This is a genomic window from Pseudomonas mandelii, from assembly GCF_900106065.1.
Taxonomy (GTDB): domain Bacteria; phylum Pseudomonadota; class Gammaproteobacteria; order Pseudomonadales; family Pseudomonadaceae; genus Aquipseudomonas; species Aquipseudomonas mandelii.
In genome coordinates this window covers 3,371,246-3,397,186 of record NZ_LT629796.1, presented here as the reverse complement: position 1 = coordinate 3,397,186, position 25,941 = coordinate 3,371,246, and the positions used below count along the sequence as shown (strand labels likewise).

Annotated in this window: 19 protein-coding genes, 2 rRNA genes and 2 pseudogenes; 9 read left to right on the top strand and 14 right to left on the bottom strand. The window is 58.8% G+C overall.

Annotation, left to right across the window (positions count from 1 at the left end; genetic code table 11):
* Nucleotides 1-3: 3 nt before the first annotated feature.
* The 4 genes and pseudogenes from BLU63_RS15595 to BLU63_RS15585 all read right to left on the bottom strand — a co-directional run bounded on the left by BLU63_RS15595 (nt 4) and on the right by BLU63_RS15585 (nt 3,418).
* Nucleotides 4-603, bottom strand: a complete 600-nt coding sequence (locus BLU63_RS15595; protein WP_077749024.1) for a flavin reductase family protein — start codon at nt 601-603, stop codon at nt 4-6.
* A 56-nt stretch (nt 604-659) separates the two neighbouring features.
* Nucleotides 660-1,097, bottom strand: a pseudogene (locus BLU63_RS33795) (methyl-accepting chemotaxis protein); the annotation flags it as partial.
* 102 nt (nt 1,098-1,199) lie between these two features.
* Nucleotides 1,200-1,886 (bottom strand): annotated as a pseudogene (locus tag BLU63_RS33790) (PAS domain-containing protein); the annotation flags it as partial.
* Between the two features lie 218 nt (nt 1,887-2,104).
* Nucleotides 2,105-3,418, bottom strand: a complete 1,314-nt coding sequence (locus BLU63_RS15585; RefSeq protein ID WP_083375750.1) for an MFS transporter — start codon at nt 3,416-3,418, stop codon at nt 2,105-2,107.
* 201 nt (nt 3,419-3,619) lie between these two features.
* Between BLU63_RS15585 and BLU63_RS15580 the strand changes: the two genes are divergently transcribed.
* Nucleotides 3,620-5,038 (top strand): short-chain fatty acid transporter, encoded by a 1,419-nt coding sequence (locus BLU63_RS15580; RefSeq protein WP_010458328.1) that lies wholly within the window; start codon nt 3,620-3,622, stop codon nt 5,036-5,038.
* Between the two features lie 35 nt (nt 5,039-5,073).
* Here the strand turns inward: BLU63_RS15580 and BLU63_RS15575 are convergent, their stop codons facing one another.
* Together BLU63_RS15575 and BLU63_RS15570 are read right to left on the bottom strand one after the other, a co-directional pair.
* On the bottom strand, nt 5,074-5,418 hold the full coding sequence (locus tag BLU63_RS15575; protein ID WP_010458329.1) for a HepT-like ribonuclease domain-containing protein: 345 nt from the start codon (nt 5,416-5,418) through the stop codon (nt 5,074-5,076).
* Nucleotides 5,415-5,705 (bottom strand): nucleotidyltransferase family protein, encoded by a 291-nt coding sequence (locus BLU63_RS15570; RefSeq protein WP_010458330.1) that lies wholly within the window; start codon nt 5,703-5,705, stop codon nt 5,415-5,417. The genes BLU63_RS15575 and BLU63_RS15570 overlap by 4 nt, the downstream gene beginning before the upstream one ends.
* Before the next feature lie 234 nt (nt 5,706-5,939).
* Here BLU63_RS15570 and BLU63_RS15565 point away from each other — a divergent pair, with 234 nt between their 5' ends.
* The 4 genes from BLU63_RS15565 to BLU63_RS15550 all read left to right on the top strand — a co-directional run bounded on the left by BLU63_RS15565 (nt 5,940) and on the right by BLU63_RS15550 (nt 11,317).
* Nucleotides 5,940-7,637, top strand: a complete 1,698-nt coding sequence (locus BLU63_RS15565) for a molecular chaperone HscC (RefSeq protein ID WP_083375749.1) — start codon at nt 5,940-5,942, stop codon at nt 7,635-7,637.
* Nucleotides 7,638-7,648: 11 nt separating this feature from the next.
* Nucleotides 7,649-9,370: a J domain-containing protein gene (locus BLU63_RS15560; protein WP_083375748.1), complete on the top strand. Its 1,722-nt coding sequence runs from the start codon at nt 7,649-7,651 to the stop codon at nt 9,368-9,370.
* Nucleotides 9,371-9,443: 73 nt separating this feature from the next.
* Nucleotides 9,444-10,616, top strand: a complete 1,173-nt coding sequence (locus BLU63_RS15555; protein WP_077749027.1) for a hypothetical protein — start codon at nt 9,444-9,446, stop codon at nt 10,614-10,616.
* Nucleotides 10,617-10,792: 176 nt separating this feature from the next.
* Nucleotides 10,793-11,317: an SET domain-containing protein-lysine N-methyltransferase gene (locus tag BLU63_RS15550; RefSeq protein WP_083375747.1), complete on the top strand. Its 525-nt coding sequence runs from the start codon at nt 10,793-10,795 to the stop codon at nt 11,315-11,317.
* Between the two features lie 6 nt (nt 11,318-11,323).
* Here BLU63_RS15550 and can read toward each other — a convergent pair whose 3' ends face one another.
* Nucleotides 11,324-11,968 carry a carbonate dehydratase gene (gene can / locus BLU63_RS15545; protein ID WP_010458342.1) on the bottom strand — a complete coding sequence of 215 codons (645 nt, stop codon included), beginning with the start codon at nt 11,966-11,968 and terminating at the stop codon, nt 11,324-11,326.
* Between the two features lie 142 nt (nt 11,969-12,110).
* Here can and BLU63_RS15540 point away from each other — a divergent pair, with 142 nt between their 5' ends.
* Entirely contained in the window at nt 12,111-12,515 is a 405-nt protein-coding gene (locus tag BLU63_RS15540) for a hypothetical protein (RefSeq protein ID WP_010458344.1), read from the top strand.
* Nucleotides 12,516-12,622: 107 nt separating this feature from the next.
* Here BLU63_RS15540 and rimI read toward each other — a convergent pair whose 3' ends face one another.
* Entirely contained in the window at nt 12,623-13,075 is a 453-nt protein-coding gene (rimI, locus tag BLU63_RS15535; RefSeq protein WP_077749029.1) for a ribosomal protein S18-alanine N-acetyltransferase, read from the bottom strand.
* Nucleotides 13,068-13,808, bottom strand: a complete 741-nt coding sequence (locus tag BLU63_RS15530; protein ID WP_077749030.1) for an energy transducer TonB — start codon at nt 13,806-13,808, stop codon at nt 13,068-13,070. The genes rimI and BLU63_RS15530 overlap by 8 nt, the downstream gene beginning before the upstream one ends.
* A gap of 219 nt (nt 13,809-14,027) precedes the next feature.
* Here BLU63_RS15530 and mksB point away from each other — a divergent pair, with 219 nt between their 5' ends.
* Genes mksB through mksF form a run of 3 tightly spaced genes read left to right on the top strand, consistent with a single transcriptional unit; the run spans nt 14,028 to nt 18,833 of the window.
* Nucleotides 14,028-15,305, top strand: a complete 1,278-nt coding sequence (gene mksB / locus BLU63_RS15525; protein ID WP_167362275.1) for an Mks condensin complex protein MksB — start codon at nt 14,028-14,030, stop codon at nt 15,303-15,305.
* Nucleotides 15,295-15,996: an Mks condensin complex protein MksE gene (gene mksE / locus BLU63_RS15520; protein ID WP_077749032.1), complete on the top strand. Its 702-nt coding sequence runs from the start codon at nt 15,295-15,297 to the stop codon at nt 15,994-15,996. Before mksB ends, mksE begins: the two co-directional genes overlap by 11 nt.
* Complete coding sequence (gene mksF, locus BLU63_RS15515; protein WP_083375745.1) at nt 15,993-18,833, top strand: Mks condensin complex protein MksF; 2,841 nt, start codon at nt 15,993-15,995, stop codon at nt 18,831-18,833. The genes mksE and mksF overlap by 4 nt, the downstream gene beginning before the upstream one ends.
* A gap of 215 nt (nt 18,834-19,048) precedes the next feature.
* Here the strand turns inward: mksF and BLU63_RS15510 are convergent, their stop codons facing one another.
* The 5 genes from BLU63_RS15510 to BLU63_RS15490 all read right to left on the bottom strand — a co-directional run bounded on the left by BLU63_RS15510 (nt 19,049) and on the right by BLU63_RS15490 (nt 25,930).
* The gene (locus tag BLU63_RS15510) at nt 19,049-21,352 is read right to left on the bottom strand and encodes a PqiB family protein (RefSeq protein ID WP_010458354.1); all 2,304 of its coding nucleotides are present in this window, start codon (nt 21,350-21,352) and stop codon (nt 19,049-19,051) included.
* Nucleotides 21,345-21,968, bottom strand: coding sequence for a paraquat-inducible protein A (locus BLU63_RS15505; protein WP_010458355.1), 624 nt, complete (start codon nt 21,966-21,968; stop codon nt 21,345-21,347). Before BLU63_RS15505 ends, BLU63_RS15510 begins: the two co-directional genes overlap by 8 nt.
* Nucleotides 21,955-22,614 (bottom strand): paraquat-inducible protein A, encoded by a 660-nt coding sequence (locus tag BLU63_RS15500; protein ID WP_077749035.1) that lies wholly within the window; start codon nt 22,612-22,614, stop codon nt 21,955-21,957. The genes BLU63_RS15505 and BLU63_RS15500 overlap by 14 nt, the downstream gene beginning before the upstream one ends.
* 150 nt (nt 22,615-22,764) lie before the next feature.
* Nucleotides 22,765-22,880 (bottom strand): 5S ribosomal RNA (gene rrf, locus BLU63_RS15495).
* Nucleotides 22,881-23,038: 158 nt separating this feature from the next.
* Nucleotides 23,039-25,930 (bottom strand): 23S ribosomal RNA (locus tag BLU63_RS15490).
* Nucleotides 25,931-25,941: the final 11 nt, after the last annotated feature.

The window sequence follows — 25,941 nt, the reverse complement described above, 5'->3', positions numbered from 1 at the left end:
GGTTTACGGCTGCAGAGTCTTGCCGTCCACCGGCTCGCCGATCGTCAGGAAATGCCCGCCCGCCACATGATGCAGGGTGCGTAGCGCATCGTGTCCCGCGAAGTGCCAACGGCCTTCACTGAACACGCGCTCATCGGCCTGGGCGGCAATCACCTCGGCCAGGAACAGGTCGTATTGCTGATGGTTGTTGGGCTCCGGCAGCAGTCGGCACTCCAGCCAGGCGACGCAACCTTCAAGCATCGGCGCATCGATCAGCTCGCCACTGAACGTCTGCAGGCCGTAGACCTGAAACTTGTCCAGGCCCTGGCCCTGAGTCAGCTCCAGGCCCGACGTCGAGCCCACAGTCTGGGCGATATCGGCCTGGGCCGCGCAGGGAACGTTCAGCACGAAGGTGCCCGACGCTTCCAGCAGTTGGCGGGTCCAGGTGGACTTGTCCAGCACCACGGCGATTTTCGGCGGTTCGAAGTCCAAAGGCATGGCCCAGGCCGCGGCCATGATGTTGCGCTTGCCTTCATGCGCCGCGCTGACCAGCACGGTCGGCCCGTGATTGAGCAAGCGATAAGCCTTGGACAAGGGAACCGGACGGCGGTGAGAAACGCTCATGAGGGCTGCTCCTGGGAAAACGCCGATTGTAGCGATTTCCACCAGGAGGTCAGTTATCAAGTCGCCAGTTGATTGGCAAACTGCCCGACCGCGTTCACCACTTTCTGTGCGCCGTCCTGAATCTCGACGATCACCGTGCCCGCTTCCGCCGCCAGCGCCAGGCCTTGTTCAGCCTGAAGTTTGCCGTCGGTCATCAGGGCCACGGCATTGCGCGCCATGTCCTGGTTCTGGCGTACCACGCCAACGATTTCATCGGTGGCCTGGCTGGTACGGGACGCCAACTGCCGGACTTCATCCGCCACCACCGCAAAACCTCGCCCCTGTTCACCGGCGCGCGCCGCTTCGATGGCCGCGTTAAGCGCCAGCAGGTTGGTCTGTTCGGCAATGCCGCTGATGGTTTTGACGATGGTGCCAATCACCAGCGACTGCTCGTTCAACGCTTCGATGCCTTCGCCGGCGGTTTGCATGTGCCGGGCCAGGTCACGCATTACGTCCACCGCCTGAGTCACCACGGCGGTTCCACGCTGAGCGCTTTGATCGGTTTGCTGGGAGGTGCTGTAGGCGATGTTGGCCGCTTCGGCGACCGCCTGCTCCTGATTGACCTGATCGGTAATCACCGTGGCGAATTTCACCACTTTGTAGAGCGTGTTGTTGGCATCCACCACCGGGTTGTAGGACGCCTCCAGCCAGACCACACGACCGTGGTTGTCCACACGCTTGAAGCGGCCTGCCACGAATTCGCCGGCGTTCAGGCGGCGCCAGAAGTTCTGGTATTCCGCGCTGTTGTACTCTTCAGGCTCGCAGAACGTACGGTGATGTTTGCCCTTGATTTGCGCCAGGCTGTAACCCATGCCGCTGAGGAACCGCTCGTTGGCCGCCAACACGTTGCCATTGAGATCGAACTCGATGACCGCCGTCGAACGCACCAGCGCGCCGATCAGGTTCTCATGCTCGCGGGACGCCTCGATGGTGCGGGTCAGGTCGCTGGAATAAATCGAGAAGTGCTTGATCCGCCCCTCCGAGGACAACACGGGCTGCACAATCGAACGCAACCAGGCTTCCTTGCCATTGCCCCGCAGCAAACGCACGGCGCCGGCAAAGTGCTCACGGCGGGTCAGCGCAGCCTTGAAGCGGAGGTGGAATTCGTCCGATTTCACATGGGGCGGGACGATGTCTTCAATGTGCCGGCCGATCAGGTCGCTGCTTTTGTAGAGCATCTCGCCGAGGAAGTTCTGGTTGACCAATTGAATCCGTCCATCAGGATCCAGGGTCAGGACCAGCATCTCGCTTTCCAGACTGTCCTTCACTTGCTGAAGGCTGGAGAGTTCTTCGCGAAGAGCCGACAGCTCCTGCTTCAAGCGTTTGTTGAACATGGAAAGCACCGATGGACAGGAATGGAAAGCGGCATGCAGCCTAGCCATCGGCCTTGCGGATATTTTCTGAAGAGTGTTTCAGGGTTGTCCTACAAAAATAGTTGCGGCACGCCTGCGTGACCTTGCGTTCATGCCGTGCCAGCGGCCGGGCAATGCTCAACCCGGGGCATCCGTGTGCCGAAATAAGCAGCGCTGCTCACGCCCACCGCGCCCATCACCGCGCTGAAGATCACGCAAATCCACGGACTCCACGGCATCAGACCGATCAGCAACAACGGTGTGACACTCGCCCACGCTGCGTAGGCAATGTTGTAGGTGAAGGAAATCCCCGAGACGCGAATTCGCGCGGGAAACAGGCTGATCATCACCGACGGCACCGCGCCGACGACCCCACAACTGAGTCCGGCAATCGCGTAGGCCAAGCCGATCCATTGGCCCCCGGTGATCAGGCACGTATAAAGCACGCCGATGCCCAGCGGCAGCAGCAGGCTATAGAGCATGACCGTGCGCCAGGCGCCGATGCGATCGACGAGCAGCCCGGCGAGTACACAGCCGATGTTCAGGAACACAATGCCCAAGGCACTCAAGGCGAACGTGTGGCTGGCGGTCATGCCGAAGGTTTTCTGCATCATGGTCGGGGTGATGACCACGAACACCACCACCGCCGACGTCAGTACGCAGGTGAGGAGCATCGCTGGCAATATCGCCAGGCGATGTTCGCGCAAGACCGTGCGCAGCGGCAGTTCGACAGCGGCCTCGCGCTTGGCCTGCATGGCCATGAACACCGGGGTTTCGCTGAGCCAGCGGCGTAGCCAGACGCCAATCACCCCAAACACGCCGCCCAGCAGGAACGGGTAACGCCAGGCGTAATCGAGGATTTCCGTCGGGGTGAACGCCTGCGCCAGAAAGGTCGCGGTCAGGGCGCCGATCAGGTAGCCAAAGGTCAGCCCGGCTTGCAAGAAGCCCAGGGCATAACCGCGATGCCCGGCCGGCGCGTGCTCGGCGACGAACACCCAGGCGCTCGGCACTTCACCGCCGACCGCAGCGCCCTGCAGGACCCGCAGGACCAACAGCAGCAGCGGTGCGAAATAGCCGATCTGGGCGTAGGTCGGCATGATGCCGATCAGCAGGCACGGCAGCGCCATCATCAGGATGCTCAGGCTGAAGACCTTCTTGCGCCCCAGCCGGTCGGCGAAATGCGCCATCAGAATGCCGCCCAATGGGCGCGCCAGATAACCCGTCACGAAAATCCCGAAGCTTTGCAGCAAGCGCAGCCACTCGGGCATTTCCGGTGGGAAAAACAGCTGGCTGAGGGTCAGCGCGAAAAAGACGAAAATGATGAAATCGTAGATTTCCAGGGCGCCGCCAAGGGCCGCCAGGCCAAGGGTCTTGTAGTCCGAGCGGCTGAACGGCGTCGGGCGCGAATCGGTATTGGCAGTCATGAAAAGAACTCTGGCACGGGCAAAAAACCAAGGCGCCCATGGTCTACGCAAACGCGTCCACCGACAACCCGTTAGACCAAAGTCTCAGACGGGTTAATCTTCGTCACAAAAAAATGACCGATTGAATTACTGTTGGCACCTGTCCAGACGGGCCTTTGCCGCCCCAAAGACCACAATAAACTTAAAATTTGAGGTACTCCCGTGGCCGCTGATATCGAAGATACCCGCTCCGCCCGCTTTGCCCTGCGCTGTTCAAGTTTTGCCGAACGCTGGTTCCCCGACTCGTGGGTGTTTGCCGCGCTGGCGGTGATCATCGTGGCCGTGGCGACCCTGTTCATGGGCGCCAAACCCACTGACGCGGCCATGGCTTTCGGTGATGGGTTCTGGAGCCTGATCCCGTTCACCATGCAGATGGCGTTCGTGGTCATCGGCGGTTATGTGGTCGCCAGCTCCCCGCCCGCAGTAAAACTCATCGACCGCCTGGCCCGGATCCCGAAAAACGGCCGCTCGGCCGTGGCCTGGGTCGCGTTGATTTCCATGGTGGCGTCGCTGCTGAACTGGGGCCTGTCGCTGGTGTTCGGCGGTCTGCTGGTGCGCGCCCTCGCTCGCCGCACCGACCTGAAAATGGATTACCGCGCCGCCGGTGCTGCCGCGTATCTGGGCCTTGGCGCCGTGTGGGCCTTGGGCCTGTCGTCGTCCGCCGCGCAATTACAGGCCAACCCGGCCAGCCTGCCACCCTCGATTCTGTCGATCACCGGCGTCATTCCGTTCACCCAGACCATTTTTCTCTGGCAGTCCGGCGTCATGCTGCTGGCACTGATCGTGATTTCGCTGATCATCGCCTACGCCACCGCGCCGGGGCCGAAAACAGCCCGCGACGCCGAAGCCTGCGGCATCGACCCGAGCTTCAACCTGCCACCGCTGCAACCGCGCACCCGCCCCGGCGAATGGCTGGAGCACAGCCCGTTGCTGACGATTTTGCTGGTGCTGCTGGCAGCGGGGTGGTTGTTCCACGAGTTTTCGACTAAACCGGCGATCAGCGCGATCTCGGGCCTGAACACTTACAACTTCCTGTTCATCATGCTCGGCGCGCTGCTGCACTGGCGCCCGCGCAGCTTCCTCGATGCCGTATCCCGAGCGGTGCCGACCACCACCGGCGTGCTAATCCAGTTTCCGCTCTACGGCTCGATCGCTGCGCTGATGACCACGGTCAAAGGTACTGACGCGCAGACCCTGGCCCACCACATCTCGACCTTCTTCGTCAGCATTGCGTCCCACGACACTTATGCGCTGCTGATGGGCGTTTACTCGGCGATTCTCGGTTTCTTCATTCCATCCGGCGGCGGCAAATGGATCATCGAAGCGCCTTATGTCATGCAGGTGGCCACCGACCTGAATTACCACCTGGGTTGGGCCGTGCAAATCTACAACGCGGCTGAAGCCCTGCCGAACCTGATCAACCCGTTCTACATGCTGCCGCTGCTGGGCGTGCTTGGGTTGAAGGCGCGGGACTTGATTGGCTTCTCGTTCGTGCAATTGCTGGTGCACACGCCGCTGGTGCTGTTTTTGCTGTGGGCGCTGGGGACGACGCTGACGTATACGCCGCCGGTGATGCCGTAAACGAAGTTGATTGCACCTGTGCAAAGCAGGTGCAATCAGATTTGATCGGAGGGTAAAACCTTCAACAACTCAGGCAAGGCCGTCTGAACGGTATCCCACACCACTTCGAGATTGATATCGAAATAGCCGTGAGCAATGCGGTTGCGCATACCTCGCATGCTGCGCCATGGCACTTGTGAATTTTCGCTCGCAAAATCCGCATAGCCATCCATTACTTTGGTGGCTGCTTCACCAATAATGATGAGGCTCATGATCACAGCTTGCTGGGTACGTTTGTCTTCGGAAAACTCTTCTTTACTCAAGCCTTCGACAAAAATCAGCGCATCGCTTGCGGCTTGCCGCATATGGTCAAGGTAATCTGCGAGACGGTTAACAGTCATACGGGACGAGCCTGTTCGAGTACCTGCTGACGAAACTTCAACGGAAGATCTCCCGGCGTCAGCAGATCAACACTGACCCCCAGCAAATCTTCGAGCTCGACTTGAAGCCCTCCGAGATCGAAAAGCGTGGCCCCTGGGAGAGCGTCCACCAGTAAATCAAGGTCACTCCCTTCTTTATCTGTCCCGAGTAACGCGGAACCAAATACACGAGGGTTGGACGTACGAAATCGACCGACGACCTCGCGGACGGCTGCTCGTTTTAGATCCAGTGCAGTAGAAGGTTTCATGGGTGACCTTTGCCAAGTCCAATACTGCGCCAGTCTAGCAGTGCTCGAGAACGGTAGACACTGCACCTCTTGTAACCCTCTGTCACATCCCACGCTTTCGGACCAAACCACGTCCCGCCGCAAATAATAGCTCAGTGCCACTACTTTCCTTTACCGTCCCGCTGCTCCGGTAATATCCTTGCGCGAATATTATCTGTATCAACTTTTTGCAGGCCGGAAAGGGAGTTCATCGCCATGATCGTAGGGATTGACCTGGGAACCACCAACAGCCTCGTTGCCGTCTGGCGCGGGGAGTCCAGCGAGTTGGTGCCCAATGCACTCGGCCAGTTCCTCACTCCCAGCGTGGTGGGTCTCGATGATCAGGGCCGGGTTCTGGTCGGCCAGGCTGCCCGCGAGCGTTTGCACACTCACCCGCGCCAGACCGCTTCGCTGTTCAAGCGGCACATGGGCAGCGCTACGGAAGTGCGTCTGGGAGACCGGTCATTCCGTCCCGAGGAGCTTTCGGCGCTGGTGCTCAAGAGCCTGAAGGAAGACGTCGAGCGGGCCTTCGGCGAAACCGTGCATGAAGCGGTGATCAGCGTGCCGGCCTACTTCAGCGATGCCCAGCGCAAGGCCACGCGCATTGCCGGTGAGCTGGCGGGTCTGAAGGTTGAAAAACTGATCAACGAGCCAACCGCTGCGGCGCTGGCGTATGGGCTGCATCAACGGGACAAGGAAACTTCGTTCCTGGTGTTCGACCTCGGCGGCGGCACCTTCGACGTGTCGATCCTGGAGCTCTTCGACGGGGTCATGGAAGTGCGCGCCAGCGCGGGCGACAACTTCCTGGGTGGTGAAGATTTCGACAGCGTGCTGCTTGAGCATTTCCTTGAGCACCATCGCAACACCGACAACTTTCCTGACCGCAACAGCATCATCCAGCCTTTGCGTCGCGAGGCCGAGCGCGTGCGCAAAGCCCTGGGCCAGGACAGCAGCGCCGAATTCAGCCTGCGGGTCGACGGCCAGCAATGGACGCAAACCATCACCCAAGCGCAATTGGCCACGCTCTACACGCCGCTGCTCGAACGCCTGCGCACACCGATCGAGCGGGCCCTGAGAGACGCGCGGATTCGGGTCAGTGATCTCGACGAAATCCTGCTGGTAGGCGGTACGACGCGCATGCCGCTGGTGCGCAAACTGGCGGCCGGCCTGTTTGGGCGTTTCCCTTCGATCAGTCTCGATCCGGACGAAGTCGTGGCCCACGGTGCGGCGATCCAGGCTGCCTTGAAAGCACGCTCCGCCGCGCTGGAAGAAGTGGTGCTGACCGACGTCTGTTCTTACACATTGGGCATCGAGACTTCGACCCAAATCGGCCAGCAGTACGAAAGCGGGCATTACTTGCCGATCATCGAGCGCAACAGCATCGTGCCGGTGAGCCGGGTCAAGACGGTGTACACATTGCAAGATAACCAAGAGCACGTGCTGCTGAAGATCTTTCAGGGCGAAAGCCGTCTGGTCAAAGACAACGTGGCATTGGGCGAACTGGACATCAAAGTGCCGAAACGCAAGGCCGGCGAAGTCGCCCTCGACGTGCGTTTCACCTACGACAACAACGGTTTGCTCGAAGCCCAGGTGGTCATCCCCCTGACGGGCGACAAGCATTCGCTGGTCATCGAAAACAACCCCGGCGTGCTCACACCCGAAGAGATTCAGCAACGCCTGGAGGGCCTGGCGCTGTTGAAGATTCATCCGCGCGATCAGCAGGTCAATACGGTGTTGACCGCACGTCTTGAGCGTCTCTATCAGGAAAGTCTGGGGCAGACGCGTGAACAGATTGCTCATTGGGCCAAACAGTTTCAGCACGTGCTTGATTCGCAGGATGAACGGCGGATCCGTGAAGCGCGCAGTGAACTGACCCAGCAACTGGGCACGCTGGACAACGGTCTCTGGCACTAAGGAGCAGCAATATGGATTGCTGGTCTGTGCTGGAACTGCCCGAAGACGCTGATGCGCGCACCCTCAAGCGAAGCTATGCAAGGCTGCTGAAAACCTTCCGGCCCGATGAAGATCCCGAAGGCTTTCAGCGCTTGCGTGAAGCCTATGAGCAGGCGCTGGGTGTTGCGCAATGGCGAGCCGAATACGCCGCCGAAGAACATGAAGTCGCAACGGTCGACATTGTCGAGAAGCCCAATCACACCGACCTCCAGGCAGGGTCCGATGTGCTCGGCGTGCGTCCGTTGAGCCTTCAAAATCCGCCTCCACTTCGGCCCTTGAGCCTTGAAAGTCCGCCCCCTCTGCGCTCGCTGAACCTTGCACCGTCCACCCCCCAGCCCCTTCACGAACCGGTTGCAGCGCCGGACGAACTCGCGGCGCGCGCCTTGCTCGACGGACTCTCCGAGCAGAATCTGTCCGAGCGCTGGGCCCAAGCGCAACAACAGCACTGCGCCAAGGCGTTTGAGCAGCGATTGCTGGCGTTGTGCTTCGATCATCCGGGCTTGCGCAATTCGATTGCCGCCTGGGCGGTCCAGCACCTCGATTGGCTCGCGCCCTGGCAAAACGTCGAAATGACCGATTGGCAGCGAGACGCTCTCGCCAGCGGCTTGCTGCAGGATTATCGGCAGGCATTGCAGGAGTTGCTCGAAACCGGCAAGGAGCGGGAATTCCTGACACAGCTCAAAAGTTACACCGTGCAACCCTGGCTGCAGGTGTTCGATCGACGTCAGGAGTGGCAGCGGATCCTCCTGCAATTGTTCAACGACACCGAATGGAGCCTGCCACTGTTCGATCGCGTCGGTCAGGTGTTTGGCTGGGACGATAAAAAAGGCATTCATCCTGAACCGACGTCGCTCTGGCAGGCACTGATTGAGCGCTGCAATCAGGAAAGCTTCTACGCAAGCCTGCAGGCCAAGGCCCAAGACAACCGGACCTGGGCCGCTGACGTTCAAGCCGCGCACTTGCTGATGAATCCGATGCAGCCTGGCCAACAGAAGAAAATGATCGACGGCTTTGGCCAAAACGAATGGCAGGCCTGTCATGACCTTGCGCAAACCCTCAAGTGGCGTTACCCGCAATTGCGCTTACGGTTGCCCCACGCCGATGTTTTTCACTGGCGACGTTTCCTGCCGCGCCCCATCGCCGACGAAACCTGGGTGCGTGTCTGGGCGGGCATCGCACTGGCGCTGTTTTTGTTTTATTTCCCGACCGAATACAAATCCAAAGGCTTCAGCATCAGCATCCCAATGATATTTATCCCGTTGGCATTCGCCTGCGTGCCGGTCTGGTTCTTCCGTTTCGCCATGAGTTGGTGGGTGCCGATCATCTCGCATGTCGTTGTCCAGGACCTGTGGCTGACCGAAGGCCTGGTCCCCCGCCACTGGAACCCGGATACCCGTTGGTTGGTGATGCGACACGGTGTTCCGCAAGCCGTCCTCACGTTGCTGTTCGGGCTTCTGTTGGGTTGGCCGGGCATGGCGACTTATGTCGGTTTCATGCTGATCGGTCTCTTGCACAAACGCCGTATCGGTCAGCTCGATCCTGAACTGGCCGCTCGGCGTCCCTGGCTGACGGCGCTGCATTGGGCGCACTTCAGTCCGTTGCAGTTGGTGTTTTTGCTGGTGATGGTCGGCGTCATCTTCGTGTGTCGGATGTATTTCCCGGAATATCACCTGACTCATTTGATGTTCAGGTGAGCGATTGCCGGCCGATCTGCTTAAGTAACTATCGCCCGCGATCAACGCGGCCCACGCTGAAAAGGATCTGAGCATGTTCAAACTGACAGGACTTACCCTCGCGGCCCTTACCCTGAGCGCCGCCGCCCACGCCAATGTCGATCTGAAACTGGGCAGCACCGAACGCGTCACGCGGCTGTTCGCCTACCCCAACAACTGCAACGTCGTCTGCTTCCGCAACTGGACGCTTGAGCAAACCGTCGAGCACTACCTGACCCAAAGCGTACAGCGCGATGGCTACAGCACTGCGAAAGTGCGGGTCAAAACCGATAACGGTCAGCTCTACGCCGACATCAGCGGCGTGCCGAAGGGTTACGAAAAACCGTTGTCCGCGCTGCTCAATGCCGGTGATCTGGCCTACACGGGCGCCAAAAAGCTCAACGTTGATGGCAAGTGGGCTTACAGCTGGTATCTGTTCCTGCCACTGGGCATGGCCCTGGAAAACCGCAAGAGCGTCGAGCTGCTGCATTTCCCGCCGGATTACTCCCTGACACAGGCCCAGGATTACCTGCGCTCCGCCACCACGGATCGCTGGGCCACGCTGCTGACCGACAACGGTATCCCCGCCGATCAGACGCCGGGTTACCAGACCATCATTGATATCGCGCCGATTGCGGCGCCGGCCAGTGCAGGCAAGGATCTGGAAGGTGTCTACGACTACTTCAAGGACTACCAGACCACCATGGTCAAGGAAGTCAGCCAGAACGCCAGCGGTGCCACGTTGCCGATGGTCGCGTTTGGCGCACCGGTGCGTAACTGGATCAAGCAGCAATACGGGCCGACCGTGAATGTGCTGGGTCTGGCCACGATCAGCCCGAGCGCCGGGGTGAAGGTGCCGGTGCTGGGCTCCAACCACCCGAGCTACATCTGGTACGCCGCCAACCCAGAGAGCTACACCGGCGACGATGCTCAGGCCAAGGCCGATGCCGCGGGCCTGAAAGTCATGGGCCAGGATTTGAGCGCCGCCTGCTGGCAGGCCGGTATGGGCAGCAAACCCGGGACCGACCCGACCGCTCAGCTGAAAGGCTGCACACAGACGTGGCAAGTGACCCAGAAAGAAAAAACCTGCGAGCTGTTCTACACCTCGATCCGTAACCTGACGCCTGAACAAGCCGTGGCCAAATGCGCGACGACGCCGATCCAGTCCGAGCTCAAACAGCTGCAAGCCCCGGCACCTGTGACTGCGGCTCCGGCGCCTGCGCTGTAAACGCCCTTGCACGTTTGCGTGTGAGCGAAGGCTTACGCGCAAAAGCGCACTTTCCTTCTGTCAGTTCTGACAGTAGACCCGTCGTTCATTTGCGAGATCTTGAGGTAACCCCCTGTGTTGCAGGGCTGACAGGACGTCAGTTGGGAAGTCGCAACGCGCTGCCGACAAGGATCGTTATGAAACCTAATTCCCTGCACGGGCCCCTGGCGCAAGCTCCCGATGGATTCTATCCATTCCCGGAGCTACCGCCAGGCCTTGTATTTCCTTCCCGGGTCGATTTCGAGATTATCTACAACGCGAGTGGGTTGGCCGCGGCCATCGTAGCCCTGCGCGAATTCCCACAGATCAGCCGAATCTGCCGCGTGTCGGGGCATCTCTTGCCTTTTCGCCATCGACATACCCGGCAACTGGCGCCTGGTATCCACGTCTACGACCCACACTTCAGCGGGCTGCTGAGGCACTCCTGCGACCCCAATGTCTTTCTCGACATGAGCGAAATGTGGTTGTGGGCACTGACGGATATTAATAAAGGCGACAAACTGACGATGGATTACGCCACGACCGAAGACAAACTGCTGCGCCAGTTCGCCTGTCAGTGCGGGTCCCCGGAGTGTCGAGGCTGGATCTGCGGCTACGATGAACAGCCGAACGCCGACGGCCAGTTGTATTTCCACCACTGGCGTCGGCGCAGTCTCTGTTGAACCGTTTTACAGCGTTTCGACCGGACGCAGTCGGTACTGCGGCGGCAATTGCTCAAAACCGCTGATGGTCGTGTTCAGGCTTTTCCAGCGGCCATCCTTGATGCCGTAGATGCAACCATGGATCGACAGGTTCTGCCCACGATGCCAGGCGTTTTGCACAATGCTGGTATGGCCGACGTTGGCCACTTGCTGGATCACGTTGAGCTCGCAGAGACGGTCGACCCGCTCTTCTTCGGTCGGCAACCCGGCCAGTTCTTCGCGCTTCTCGTAATAGAGATCACGGATCGAGCGCAGCCAGCCGTCGATCAGGCCCAGCTGGCGATCCTGCATCGAAGCGCGCACACCGCCGCAGCCGTAGTGGCCCGTGACGAGGATGTGTTTGACCTTGAGCACGTCGACCGCGTACTGAATCACCGACAGGCAGTTGAGGTCAGTGTGCAGCACCACGTTGGCCACGTTGCGGTGGACGAACAGGTCGCCGGGCAGCATGCCGACGATCTCGTTGGCAGGCACCCGGGCGTCGGAACAGCCAATCCACAAGTATTCCGGCGTCTGTTGGCGAGCCAGCTTGGAGAAGAAGTCCGGATCTTCCTGTTTGATCGCCTCGGCCCAGCGTTCGTTGTTATCAATCAGATCTTGTAATTCGTTCATGCTGTAAAGCCTCAAGAATGATGCGCTGGTTTGACAGACAACCGCCCGTCGGGGTCACGCGCTTGATGCAAGTAATGCCGGGTGGAATTCTCAGGAGTTCAGCGGGTCCACCCTAGTAAGGCCCACAGTATGAGGAATTGCCATGACTGATTCACGACGTCCGTACGATGCGGTGCAGCCCGAGCCCATCGACGACAACGAAGACCGCATGGGTTCGATGCATGAACTGGATTTCGACGAGGAAGAACCCAGCGCGAAAATAGGCGACGAACTGCCGGAAACCGAGCGCGAACGGCTGATGCCTCGGGAACGTGTGCGTGAAGCGGGCATGACGGGGGCCTCGACCGATGACCATGAGTCTACAGATGATGACATGAGCCCGGAAACGTTGATCCGTGAAGACGGTGCGCGGGATGCCCATGAGGCCGGTGAGGGCAATCAGGCGGATTGGGATTTGAGTATTGTCGATGAAGACGATATTGGCGGGGGCAATGGGCTGGATGAGGCGGAGATGGCGCGGCGGGATCCGATGGACGGTAATCGTTGATCGTAGATGTCAGTCAGGACGCCTTCGCGGGCAAGCCTCGCTCCTACGGGATGGGTAAGACACCAGTCCTGTAGGAGCGAGGCTTGCCCGCGAAGCTTCAAAAAGGCTCAGTCGACCAAAGTGCAGGCCATGACCACGGCATCTTCCCGCCCTCCCACCGCGGGGTAGTAATCCCGCCGCCGCCCAATCTCGTTAAACCCATAACGCTCATACAACTTGAACGCGCCACGGTTGCTGTCGCGCACTTCCAGAAAACATTCCCGCGCCTTGGCGTTATACGCCCGGGACATCAAATGCTCCAGCAGCGTCAAACCCAGCCCACGGCCCTGATTCTCGGGCTTGACGGTGATGTTGAGCAGATGCGCTTCATCCAGAATGATCTGCACCACGCCGTGACCGACCTGTTGCTGCCCTTCGAACATCAGCCAGATCTGGTACTTGCCCAGCCCATCCAGAAAAATCCCGCGGGTCCAGGGATGGCTGTACGCCGCGTATTCGATTTTCAGTACAGCGTCCAGGTCCGCCTCGGTCATCGGGCGGAACGATACAGCGTCACTCATTTGATTCTTTCCAGCGCGCCATCAGCCGACGCATGGCTTGCCAGACATCAGCCTTACGCTGTGGCTCTTCCATTAATAATTCCAGGCCCGGCAGGGCCCAGACCGAGCCCAGGCCTTCGACCTGGAGTTCACGGTTGAAGGATTCGGCGTTCGCCTCACCGGCAAAACGCACCGCTGGCAGGCCGATCAGCCACACGCAAACGCACGGAGCGTCTTCCAGCCGGGCCGAGAGAAAACCTTGCACGAAGTCCCGAGCGGCTTCCGGCCCCTGATCCATGGTGCCCCGGGCCAACAGCGGCCAGCGCACCGGCTCGCCGATGATCTGCGGGCTGTCCGGCAGACCGGCGGCGCGCAGCATGTCTTTGAGCAGCAGATAGGCTGGATCGCGGGTCTGGAACGTTTCGCCTGTGGGTAACTCGACCAATAGCAGGCACCGACCAGCGCGCAGCAATTGCAGGGAAAAACGCGGTGGCGGCACTGGCACAGACTTGGCGACGACCGGCGCGGCGTCTTCTTCGACCTTGGCGTTCGTGCGGGTGCTGGCCAGCGATGGCCGCGGCACCTCGATCTTGACGCGCTCCGTCGGTGCCACCACTGGCGCAGCGGCAGGTGCTGGCACAGAGGCAGGCACCACCGGCGCGACGACCAACGGCTCCGGCATCTCCATCAGCTCGGGACGCGATGGCGCGGCAAAGGGCAATTCAGTGCGCGGCAGCCAGTTGACCACCTGCATGGCAGTCAAATAGGCGCGGCGACGGGACTCGATTAGCAAAGGTCGGCCACTTGTGGATAACTAAAGTGCGCTGATTCTACCGCCCTTCGCTCAAGATCGCCCGCGCTTGATCGATACTCTTTCCCTTAGAAACAGCGACAGCCCGTCCCGAGAGTGAATCGCATCGGTCCCGATGCAGTACAATCGCGGCTTTTAATCGCCAACCAGCCGGCCATTCCGATGATCGAACCCAAGCGCGTCTTGCGCGCCCTCGCTGAACACTGGGCACTTCTGGAGCCACTGTGCGAGCACTTCGACCAAGGCACATTGAGCCTCAACGAACTGCGTTCACAGTTGGCCGCCCAGCAACTCGACAGTACGCCGCAGGACATCACCAGCCTGCTGGACGTGTGGATCCGCCTCGACATTCTGGTTCCCGTGGCAAAAAGCCCGAACCGTTTCGAGCTCAATGCGCAGATCCACGACTTCCTCGCTTACCTGCGCCGTGAGCACCGTCTGGGCCTGTGCCTGGAAATCGAAGCGTATCTTCGCCACCTCGAACGTCTGGCCGGTTATATCCAGGACGCTTTCGACATTCGCGATGGCCACGATCTGGCGCGCCAATTGCGTTTGCTCGACATGCGCGTACGCGATGTATTGAAGAAACTCGCCAACGACGAACAGGCCCTGGTGGCCGTCGCCGAACGCGCCAAGACCAGCGACCGGCAGATCCCGCTGCGTCAGCGTTACGCCGAAGTACTGGCGACCTGGGACGAATACGTCGAGCCGATGATTCAGTTGGTGAACGCCGACGGCGCCTTCGAGCAAGGCGTGCGCAAGGTCGAGAACGTCCTGCTGCGCATGCTCACCGAACAACAGCGCCTCGGTCACCTGGTCGACGACGACATGCTGCTGCGTACTCACGCACGCATCCTCGAAATGCAGACCAGCGCCCAACTGACCCTGCGCCACGCCCGCGAATTGCTGCTGCCGTTGCGTGAAGAAGCCCGTCGACACAACGCCGTGACCCGAGGCGCTGCGCTGGCCTTGTCGGCCATTCGTCGCAAAGGCATCGATGCGGTGCCGCAAGCGGCGATGCCGATGTTCACCCGCCCGCAAAGCACCTTCCTCGGCAGCGCCAGTCAGGTCGAAGCCTACGTTTATGCGCTGGCCCGATTCGAGCCGAAACCGGCGCGCTTCCCCAAGGCCCACAAAACGCAGAAAGGCGAAGCGCCGCGCGCGCCACGCACGGTTCGGGAAATGCTCGAACGCTGCGAAAACGCCCTGCCGATGCCGGACCTGATGACCTGGCTGCTGGAGCAGGAGCCGGACGGCGCCACCGACGAATTGCTTTACTGGTTCTCGCGCCTGTCGCGGGAAAAACGCTTCACACGCGAGCGTCTGGAACGCCGCGATTACCACACTCACGAGCATCAGGTCAGCCTGCGCTCCTTCGCCCTGCTCTCGGCCCGCGACACCGCCGCCGAGGATTCTGCGAGCACCCCACATGCATCTTGATCTATCCGAACTGTCCCAACTGGCGCCGATCTTTCGCGAGCTGTTCAAGGGCTACCACGTCAGCCGCCGCGACCCGGAGTTGTACGCGCAACTGTCGAACTTCCAGGACCAGTACCGCACGCTGTTCAGGGCGCTGGGCTATGAGTTGGTCTGCGACACCCGTGGTTTCTATTACTTCGTGCCGGACCTTGCGGCGGCAGCGGTGAACAAGACTGCGCAACGTCTGGCGTTGTTCACCTTCATCCTCGTCGAGCACTTGGCGGATCAGGGCCGTGACCCGGTCGCCGTGCTCGACGGTGGCAGCCTCGGCCGCGATGAATTGCCGTCCTTGCTGGAAAAATACCGCGACCTGTTCATCCAGGCCGAAGTGCAGACCGTGGAAGAACTCGAAGAAAAAATCATGCGCCGCATGACCCAGCTCGGTTTTGCCGGCGAAGAAAACGGCATCTACCGCTTCCTGCCGCCGATGCATCGTTTCCTCGACGTTTGCCTGTCGGTTCAACAAGACCGCGATCTGGCGGCCAGCCTGCACAGCGTCTTACCGCTGCCGGTTCCGGTGCTGATCGATGACGACAGCGACGAAAAACTGCTGCAAACCGATGATCCGCTCGATCTGAGTGACTTCGAAGAAGAAAGTGAAGAAGACGCCATGGCCCGCGCCATTGCAGAAGAACAGGAGACCGACGCATGAGCAAGGAACGCTACGGAATTCGCCGCTTTGCCCTTTTGAACACCGCCGGTTACAGCCTCGGCCTGTTCCCGCTGGAAGAACCGTTGTCGGTCTACGGCGCGAACAACCTCGGTAAATCCGCCTCGATCAACGCGTTGCAGTTTCCGATTCTGGCGCGCATGTCGGACATGAGTTTCGGCAAGTACAGCCTGGAACAATCCCGTCGTTTCTACTTCGCCTCGGACACCAGTTACATCCTGGTCGAAGTCTCGCTGCCCCACGGCCCGCACGTAATCGGCGTGGTCGGGCGCGGCCCGGGCGGTGGTTTCGGTCACCAGTTCTTTGCCTACGCCGGCAAACTGGACCTGGCGCATTACCAGAAGAACGACACCTGCCTGCGCCAGAAAGAGCTGTTCACCAACCTTGAGCGTGAGGGCCTGAAAGCTTATGAACTCAAGCCGGATGAGCTGCGTCGCTTGCTGGTCGGCGGTCACACCTCAATCCCGCTGGACCTGACCCTGATCCCGCTGCGCTCCACCAGCGAGCAGAGCCTGAAGACGTTCCGCGCACTGTTCATCAACTTGCTGCACATGCGCGAAATCACCGCGGCCAAGCTCAAGCAACTGTTCCTCGATGCGTTTGAACACAGCTTGCGTTCCGGCAGCGTCGATTACATTGCCGCGTGCGAAGAAGCGTTCCGCGATGTACGCCGCATGGAGCAGGACTACAACTCGCTGGTCACCGCCGGCCCGTTGGTTGAAGCCCTTGCCGCTGGCGTGACCCAGCGCAATATTCTGCGCGGCAAGTTGCACCGGATCTCGCCGTTGCTCGACTCGCTGCTCGGCACTTGGTCGGATTACGCCAGTGCGCGCAAGGAAGAGCTGACGATTCAGGCCGAGCACTACCGCAACGAACAGGACGCGCTGCAAAACGATCAGCGTGGCGGCACTCAGGAGTTGATGCGCCTGGAGCGGGAAATCACCGGCATACAGCGTTGGCTCGGCGAACTCTCGGCGTTGAAGAATCGCTTCGCGTTGGTCGATGACGTCAAAGTGCTGGAGCAGCAACTGCTCGCGGCCAAGGACGCGCACGATGAACTGGCCGGTGCGCTGGCCCAGTCGCGGCAGTTCTCTGCCGAAGACCTCGAAGAACGTCTGCGGGACCTGGAAAAACGCCTGAAATCGGTGAAACAGCAACTCGATCACGCCGACAACAACAGCTACGCCCGTCTGCGCGAAGAGTTCTCGCAGCAGGACGTTGAGCGTTTGATGCGTCTGTTCAACAGCGCGCTGTTCAGCCTGCCGCTGGGTGAGCATGGCATTACGCTGGATGAGGACGGTCAGTGGGTCAAATCCCTGGAGCTGATCCTCGACGGCTTCAAAGGCGAGCGTTTCGAAGTACCAGGCCTGACCATCGACATCTCGCACATTGAGCCGCCAGCCCTGCAAGCCCTGGCCGACCGCGCGGCATTGCGCGATCAGAAAGACCGCCTGGAGAAAGAACTCAAGCAACTGAAAACCCAGGCTGCCGTGGTCGCCGACCGCGCAGCGAGCAAGACCCAGACCGAAGCGCTGTACCAGCAAGTGCTGGATGCGCAAAAAGCCCTGGAAGATTTCCGCCGTGCACAAACCCTGAGCGCCGAAGAAGGCGACAAGCTGGAGCAACTGGCGCAGATGGAAGCGGCGCAGGACGAATTGAAGCGTTCCAGCGATGCCTTCACCGAGCGCGTCCAGCAACTGTCCGCCAAGCTGCAACTGGTCGGCCGGCAGATCGGCGACATGGAAGCCAAGCAACGCACCCTAGACGACGCTCTGCGCCGCCGTCAGCTGTTGCCCGCAGACCTGCCGTTCGGTACGCCGTTCATGGACCCGATCGATGATTCCATGGACAACCTGCTGCCGCTGCTCAACGACTATCAGGACAGCTGGCAGGGTTTGCAGCGCAGCGACGGCCAGATCGAGGCGCTTTATGCGCAGGTTCGCCTCAAGGGCGTGGCCAAGTTCGACAGCGAAGACGATATGGAGCGTCGCCTGCAACTGCTGATCAACGCTTACGCGCACCGCACCGACGAAGCGCTGACCCTCGCCAAAGCGCGCCGTGCGGCGGTGACCGACATCGCCCGGACCCTGCGCAACATCCGCAGCGACTACGACAGCCTTGAGCATCAACTGGCGCTGTTCAACCGCGAGATCAACAAACGTCAGGTCTCCAACCTGCAGAGCTTCCGCATCGTGCTCGCGCCGAACAAGGAAGCCCTCAAGCACATCGACCAGATCATCCACAGCGCCGGTCAGTACGAGGAAGGCGAAACCCTTTCGGTCTTCGACCTGAGCCAAAGCGCCGATCAGGACAACAAGAACGAAGAAGCCAAGGAATACCTGGCCCGTCTGGTGGCGGCTAACCACAACCAGCTGGGCCTCAAGGACTTGTTCGAACTGGCGTTCGAGATCACCAAGGTTAACGGCCAGCCGGTTATCCACACTGACATCGATGGCGCGGCCTCCAACGGCACCACGATGACCATCAAGGCGCTGACCAACATGTACTTGTTGCTGCACTTGATGGACCGTGATCAAGCCGGTCGCGTGCGCCTGCCGTACTACCTCGACGAGGCGGCGGACATCGACGAGAAGAACCAGGCAGCGTTGCTGGAAACCAGCCTGCAACTGGGCTTTGTGCCGATCCTGGCGAGTGTGAAACCGCAGGTTTGCGCCAGTGTGGCGATCGACCTGGAAGGTGGCAGTGGGCCAAACGGGATCTACATCGATGAGGCGGACTGGAAGTACATCCGTCGTCATGATGAGGTGAAGGCTGTGGTCAGCGTTGAAGCAGATGAGCCGGAGCTGGACGCGGTTTGATTTGCGTTAATCGAAGGCATTAAAAAGGCCGCGATCCAATGGATCGCGGCCTTTTTTTGGGCATATCTTTTTAGTGATTCAGTGTACTTGAGGGCCTCTTCGCGAGCAGGCTCGCTCCCACAGGGGGTTGGTGTCGATCACAAATTCCGTGGTCACAGCAAATACCTTGTGGGAGCGAGCCTGATCGCGATGGCGGCAGCAGGGACACCAATAGTCTATTTACCGAGTGAAATCTTCGGCGCCCAGGTCAGCCATTCATCTTCAAACTTGTCGAACAGCGGGAACGTCTGCTCTGGCCGCGCCGGATTGCCCATGCGATCACCCTCCGGTGTGGCGAAGGCGATACCGCCCTGAATCAGCGTTTCCAACGATTCGGTACGGACCGTCGCGCCTTTGAACAAGCCGTAGTCGAACCCGAAACCGCTGGTGTTCCAGAAACGCGTGCCGCTGCGCACCAATGGCGCGTATTTCGGCTCGATCAGAATGTGCACCAACACACGGTCAGCGGTCTGACCCAATTCATAGCCCGTCACCTTGCCCACGGTGACCTCGCGGTACGTTACCGGCACACCGGTTTTCAGTGAACCACGGCGAGCGGCGCTCAACACCAGACTCAAACCGGCTTCTTGCTTGGCCGATTCCGGTGGAGTGGCCAGGGCGACGAAGTTCTTCTGCGGCCCCAGATTCTTCGCTGCTGGCTGCACTTCGATGTATTGGCCAGTTACCAGCGTTTCCAGGTTGGAGGTCTTGATCAGGCCCAACTCAGGCTTGACCACCCAGAACTGACTGCCGACCCGGGCAATGCGCTCCGGCACTTCGGTGATTCGTGCGGTGAGCATCACCGATTGCAGGTCATCACTGAGGTCGACATCTTCGATCTTGCCGACATCGAGGCCTTTGAATCTCACGGGAGTGCCACTGCGCAAGCCATCGGCGCGATCGACCTTGATCGTAACCACGGCGCCTTTCTGGTTGGCTTCCTCATGGCTGGCGAACAGGCGGAAACGCGGAATGCGTTTTTGCAACGGAGCCTTGGCTTCGGGGGTTTCGAAAGCGATGCCGCCGGCCATCAGGCTTTGCAACGACTCACTTTTGACCTGGATTCCGCCGGTCAGGCCGCCTGTGAGCGTGATGCCGCTGGCATTCCAGAAGCGTGTCGAGGCATTGACCAGTCCTTCGTATTCCTTCTCGATGTGGACACCGATCACCAGTTGCTTCTTCTTTTTGGAGAACTGATAGCTCTGCACCGAACCAACCTTGACCTGCTTATAGAGAATCGGACTGCCGACTTCCAGCGAACCCAGGTTTTCGGTGAACAACACCAGGTGCAGACCAGGCGAACGCAGGTCCAACGGCGGCGCCTTGGGTCTGGCCACAAATTCACGTTGCGGCGCGGCCCCTTTGTCGCCCGGTCGCACAGCGATGTAGTTACCTTTGACCAAGGCCTCCAGCCCGGTGATGCCCGCAAGGGAAATCGACGGTTTGACCACCCAGAACTGAGTGCCTTCGACCAGGTAATCCTCGGCCAGTGGATCAAGTGTCAATTCGGCAGTGGCGGCATTCAGATCCGGATCGACCTTCAGTGCTTTCAGGTTGCCGACCTGGATGCCTTTGTACATGACCGGAGTACGGCCGGCCTGCAGGCCTTCGAAATCGCTGAGTTTGACCTTGACCCGAATGCCGGCAGCGGCGGCATCGAAGTCCTCGTAGAGGCGAAACGGCAGACTTGGATCGGTGGGCGGGCTGTCCTTGCGATTCTCCGGTGTGGCGAAGGCGATACCGCCGGCGACGATGCTGGCGAGCGATTCGCTGCGCACTTTTACACCAGACAGGTTGGCGTCGATGCTGATGCCGCTGGCGTTCCAGAAACGGGTGTGTTTGCGCACCAGATTGGCGTAGGTGGGCTCAATGAACACTTTGAGCTCGACTGTGCTTTGATCTTCCGACAGCAAGTAGCTTTTGACTTGGCCGACCTTGATCTGCTTGTAGAACACGGGGCTGCCGCGATTCAGTGAACCGAGACGATCAGCCTTGATGGTGAGGTGCAGGCCGGGCTGAGAGTCTGACAGCGGGGGCTCTTCAGCCAGGGCCTTGAACTTGCGGGTAGGCTCGCCCTCGCCGGGGCTGATGGCCACGTAGTTGCCGGACACCAGCGTTTCCAGCCCGGTGATACCAGCCAGGGTCACGCTCGGTTTGACCAGCCAGAAACGGGTGCTGGTCTTGAGGTATTGCTCCACGTCCTTGTTCATCTCGACGGTGGCGATCACACCTTTGGAACTGCCTTCGTCATCGAGCTTAAGGGTTTTCACCTTGCCGACTGGCATGCCCTTATAGACGACTTCAGTCTTGTTGGCCTGAATGCCTTCACCGCTTTCGAAACGCACCTGTATCTCGATGCCAGTTTCGCTATAGGCACGCCAGCCGAGCCAGCCGCCGATGATCAGGGCGATCAGGGGCAGCACCCAGATGGCAGACCAGTTCGAAGCCGGTCGGGTTTTAGCTGTAGGCAAATCAGTCATGGTCGTCGTCCGACTCCGTGTTATCCCAAATCAGTCGGGGATCGAAAGTAACTGCGGCAAGCATCGTCAAAATCACCACACTGGCGAAAGCGATGGCGCCAAGATTGGCTTCGACGCTGGCAAGCCGTCCGAAATTCACGACCGCCACCAGGATGGCGATCACGAAGATGTCCAGCATCGACCAGCGGCCGATGAACTCGATAAAGCGGTACATCCAGATTCGTTGGCGTGCCGAGAGGGGCTGGCGACGTTGTACTGAAAACAGCAGCAGCGCGATGCCCACCAGCTTGAACGTCGGCACCAGAATACTGGCGATAAAAACCACGGCGGCGATGGGAATCATGCCGTGCTGAACCAGCTGGATAACGCCCGACATGATGGTGCTGGGATCGCCCTGCCCTAATGAGCTGACAGTCATGATCGGCAGCACGTTGGCCGGAATGTAGAGAATCGCTGCGGTGACCAGCAGTGCCCAGGTCCGCATGACACTGTTCGGGCGACGGGCGTGCACCAGCGCACCGCAACGGGTGCAGGTTTGCTCGTCGGTGTCGGCTTCCTGCTTGTTCAATTCATGGCATTCGGTGCAAATCAGAATGCCTGCATCAATCGCCCGCATGGGCATCCTCTCCTGACAAAGCCTGCCAGATCTGATGAGGCGACATCACGACCTCCAACCAGACCTGGACCAACAACAAACTGATAAAGCAGGCCAAACCGAGACCTACTGTAATGGCTGCCATATCTGCCAGTTTTACGATCGCCACCAGTACGCCCATGAGGTAAACCTCGAGCATCCCCCAGTCCCTTAGATGGTGATAAATACGGTAGAGCAGCAAACCGTAGCTGCGTCCGATATCAAACCGGATGCTCAACAGCACGGCCAATTGGCAGAGCAACTTGAGCAACGGGATTCCCATGCTGCACAGGAATACAATCACCGAGACGCCTTGCATGCCGGTATCGAACAGACCGACAACGCCGGTCCAGACGGTGTCTTGCGACGATTGCCCGAGTAGATTGAGCTGCATGATGGGTAAAAAGTTCGCCGGGATGTACAACAACAGCGCGGCGATGACCAACGCGAGACTGCGCTGCACTACGTTGTGCCGATGGGCGTAGAGTTCGTAACCGCAGCGCGGGCACAGGGCTTTCTCGCCATGGGCAAGCTCAGGCTTGCGCATCAGCAAGTCACACTCATGGCACGCCACCAAGTCGTCCAGCGGTAATTCTGACAGCCCGGGGGCGTCAACCGGATCTGGCATAAGGGCTCTGGCTCCGAAAAAAGTTGGACCTATTCTAGTGTCATGAGTCGAAAATAACTGTGCAAATTTGTGTTGTAGCTTGAGGAGAACTTTCCTGCGGACAAAACAAAACCCCTACCTGCATACGCAGATAGGGGTTTCGGAATTTAATCTTGACGATGACCTACTCTCACATGGGGAAACCCCACACTACCATCGGCGATGCATCGTTTCACTGCTGAGTTCGGGATGGGATCAGGTGGTTCCAATGCTCTATGGTCGTCAAGAAATTCGGTAGCCAGGTCGCTTGCCTTACGGCGCACGCTCCAGCGAATGGGTATGTGATAGATCTCGGTGTTTGTGAACAATCGAACTTTCGGTTCATTTCGTCTTCACACACCGCAATCTGGTGCCTTTTCAGGTCAGCAAATTGCTTGGGTGTTATATGGTCAAGCCTCACGGGCAATTAGTATTGGTTAGCTCAACGCCTCACAGCGCTTACACACCCAACCTATCAACGTCGTAGTCTTCGACGGCCCTTCAGGGGACTCAAGGTCCCAGTGAGATCTCATCTTGAGGCTAGTTTCCCGCTTAGATGCTTTCAGCGGTTATCTATTCCGAACATAGCTACCCGGCAATGCCACTGGCGTGACAACCGGAACACCAGAGGTTCGTCCACTCCGGTCCTCTCGTACTAGGAGCAGCCCCTCTCAAATCTCAAACGTCCACGGCAGATAGGGACCGAACTGTCTCACGACGTTCTAAACCCAGCTCGCGTACCACTTTAAATGGCGAACAGCCATACCCTTGGGACCGGCTTCAGCCCCAGGATGTGATGAGCCGACATCGAGGTGCCAAACACCGCCGTCGATATGAACTCTTGGGCGGTATCAGCCTGTTATCCCCGGAGTACCTTTTATCCGTTGAGCGATGGCCCTTCCATACAGAACCACCGGATCACTAAGACCTACTTTCGTACCTGCTCGACGTGTCTGTCTCGCAGTCAAGCGCGCTTTTGCCTTTATACTCTACGACCGATTTCCGACCGGTCTGAGCGCACCTTCGTACTCCTCCGTTACTCTTTAGGAGGAGACCGCCCCAGTCAAACTACCCACCATACACTGTCCTCGATCCGGATAACGGACCTGAGTTAGAACCTCAAAGTTGCCAGGGTGGTATTTCAAGGTTGGCTCCACGCGAACTGGCGTCCACGCTTCAAAGCCTCCCACCTATCCTACACAAGCAAATTCAAAGTCCAGTGCAAAGCTATAGTAAAGGTTCACGGGGTCTTTCCGTCTAGCCGCGGATACACTGCATCTTCACAGCGATTTCAATTTCACTGAGTCTCGGGTGGAGACAGCGCCGCCATCGTTACGCCATTCGTGCAGGTCGGAACTTACCCGACAAGGAATTTCGCTACCTTAGGACCGTTATAGTTACGGCCGCCGTTTACCGGGGCTTCGATCAAGAGCTTCGCGTTAGCTAACCCCATCAATTAACCTTCCGGCACCGGGCAGGCGTCACACCCTATACGTCCACTTTCGTGTTTGCAGAGTGCTGTGTTTTTAATAAACAGTCGCAGCGGCCTGGTATCTTCGACCGGCATGGGCTTACGCAGTAAATGCTTCACCCTCACCGGCGCACCTTCTCCCGAAGTTACGGTGCCATTTTGCCTAGTTCCTTCACCCGAGTTCTCTCAAGCGCCTTGGTATTCTCTACCCAACCACCTGTGTCGGTTTGGGGTACGGTTCCTGGTTACCTGAAGCTTAGAAGCTTTTCTTGGAAGCATGGCATCAACCACTTCGTGTTCTAAAAGAACACTCGTCATCAGCTCTCGGCCTTAGAATCCCGGATTTACCTAAGATTCCAGCCTACCACCTTAAACTTGGACAACCAACGCCAAGCTGGCCTAGCCTTCTCCGTCCCTCCATCGCAATAACCAGAAGTACAGGAATATTAACCTGTTTTCCATCGACTACGCTTTTCAGCCTCGCCTTAGGGACCGACTAACCCTGCGTCGATTAACGTTGCGCAGGAAACCTTGGTCTTTCGGCGTGGGTGTTTTTCACACCCATTGTCGTTACTCATGTCAGCATTCGCACTTCTGATACCTCCAGCAAGCTTCTCAACTCACCTTCACAGGCTTACAGAACGCTCCTCTACCGCATCACCTAAGTGATACCCGTAGCTTCGGTGTATGGTTTGAGCCCCGTTACATCTTCCGCGCAGGCCGACTCGACTAGTGAGCTATTACGCTTTCTTTAAAGGGTGGCTGCTTCTAAGCCAACCTCCTAGCTGTCTAAGCCTTCCCACATCGTTTCCCACTTAACCATAACTTTGGGACCTTAGCTGACGGTCTGGGTTGTTTCCCTTTTCACGACGGACGTTAGCACCCGCCGTGTGTCTCCCATGCTCGGCACTTGTAGGTATTCGGAGTTTGCATCGGTTTGGTAAGTCGGGATGACCCCCTAGCCGAAACAGTGCTCTACCCCCTACAGTGATACATGAGGCGCTACCTAAATAGCTTTCGAGGAGAACCAGCTATCTCCGAGCTTGATTAGCCTTTCACTCCGATCCACAGGTCATCCGCTAACTTTTCAACGGTAGTCGGTTCGGTCCTCCAGTTAGTGTTACCCAACCTTCAACCTGCCCATGGATAGATCGCCCGGTTTCGGGTCTATTCCCAGCGACTAGACGCCCTATTAAGACTCGCTTTCGCTACGCCTCCCCTATTCGGTTAAGCTCGCCACTGAAAATAAGTCGCTGACCCATTATACAAAAGGTACGCAGTCACCCAACAAAGTGGGCTCCCACTGCTTGTACGCATACGGTTTCAGGATCTATTTCACTCCCCTCTCCGGGGTTCTTTTCGCCTTTCCCTCACGGTACTAGTTCACTATCGGTCAGTCAGTAGTATTTAGCCTTGGAGGATGGTCCCCCCATATTCAGACAAAGTTTCTCGTGCTCCGTCCTACTCGATTTCATGACTAAGAGATTTTCGCGTACAGGGCTATCACCCACTATGGCCGCACTTTCCAGAGCGTTCCGCTAATCTCAAAGCCACTTAAGGGCTAGTCCCCGTTCGCTCGCCACTACTAAGGGAATCTCGGTTGATTTCTTTTCCTCAGGGTACTTAGATGTTTCAGTTCCCCTGGTTCGCCTCTTAAGCCTATGTATTCAGCTTAAGATAACCATCTTATGATGGCTGGGTTCCCCCATTCAGACATCTCCGGATCAAAGTCTGTTTGCCGACTCCCCGAAGCTTTTCGCAGGCTACCACGTCTTTCATCGCCTCTGACTGCCAAGGCATCCACCGTATGCGCTTCTTCACTTGACCATATAACCCCA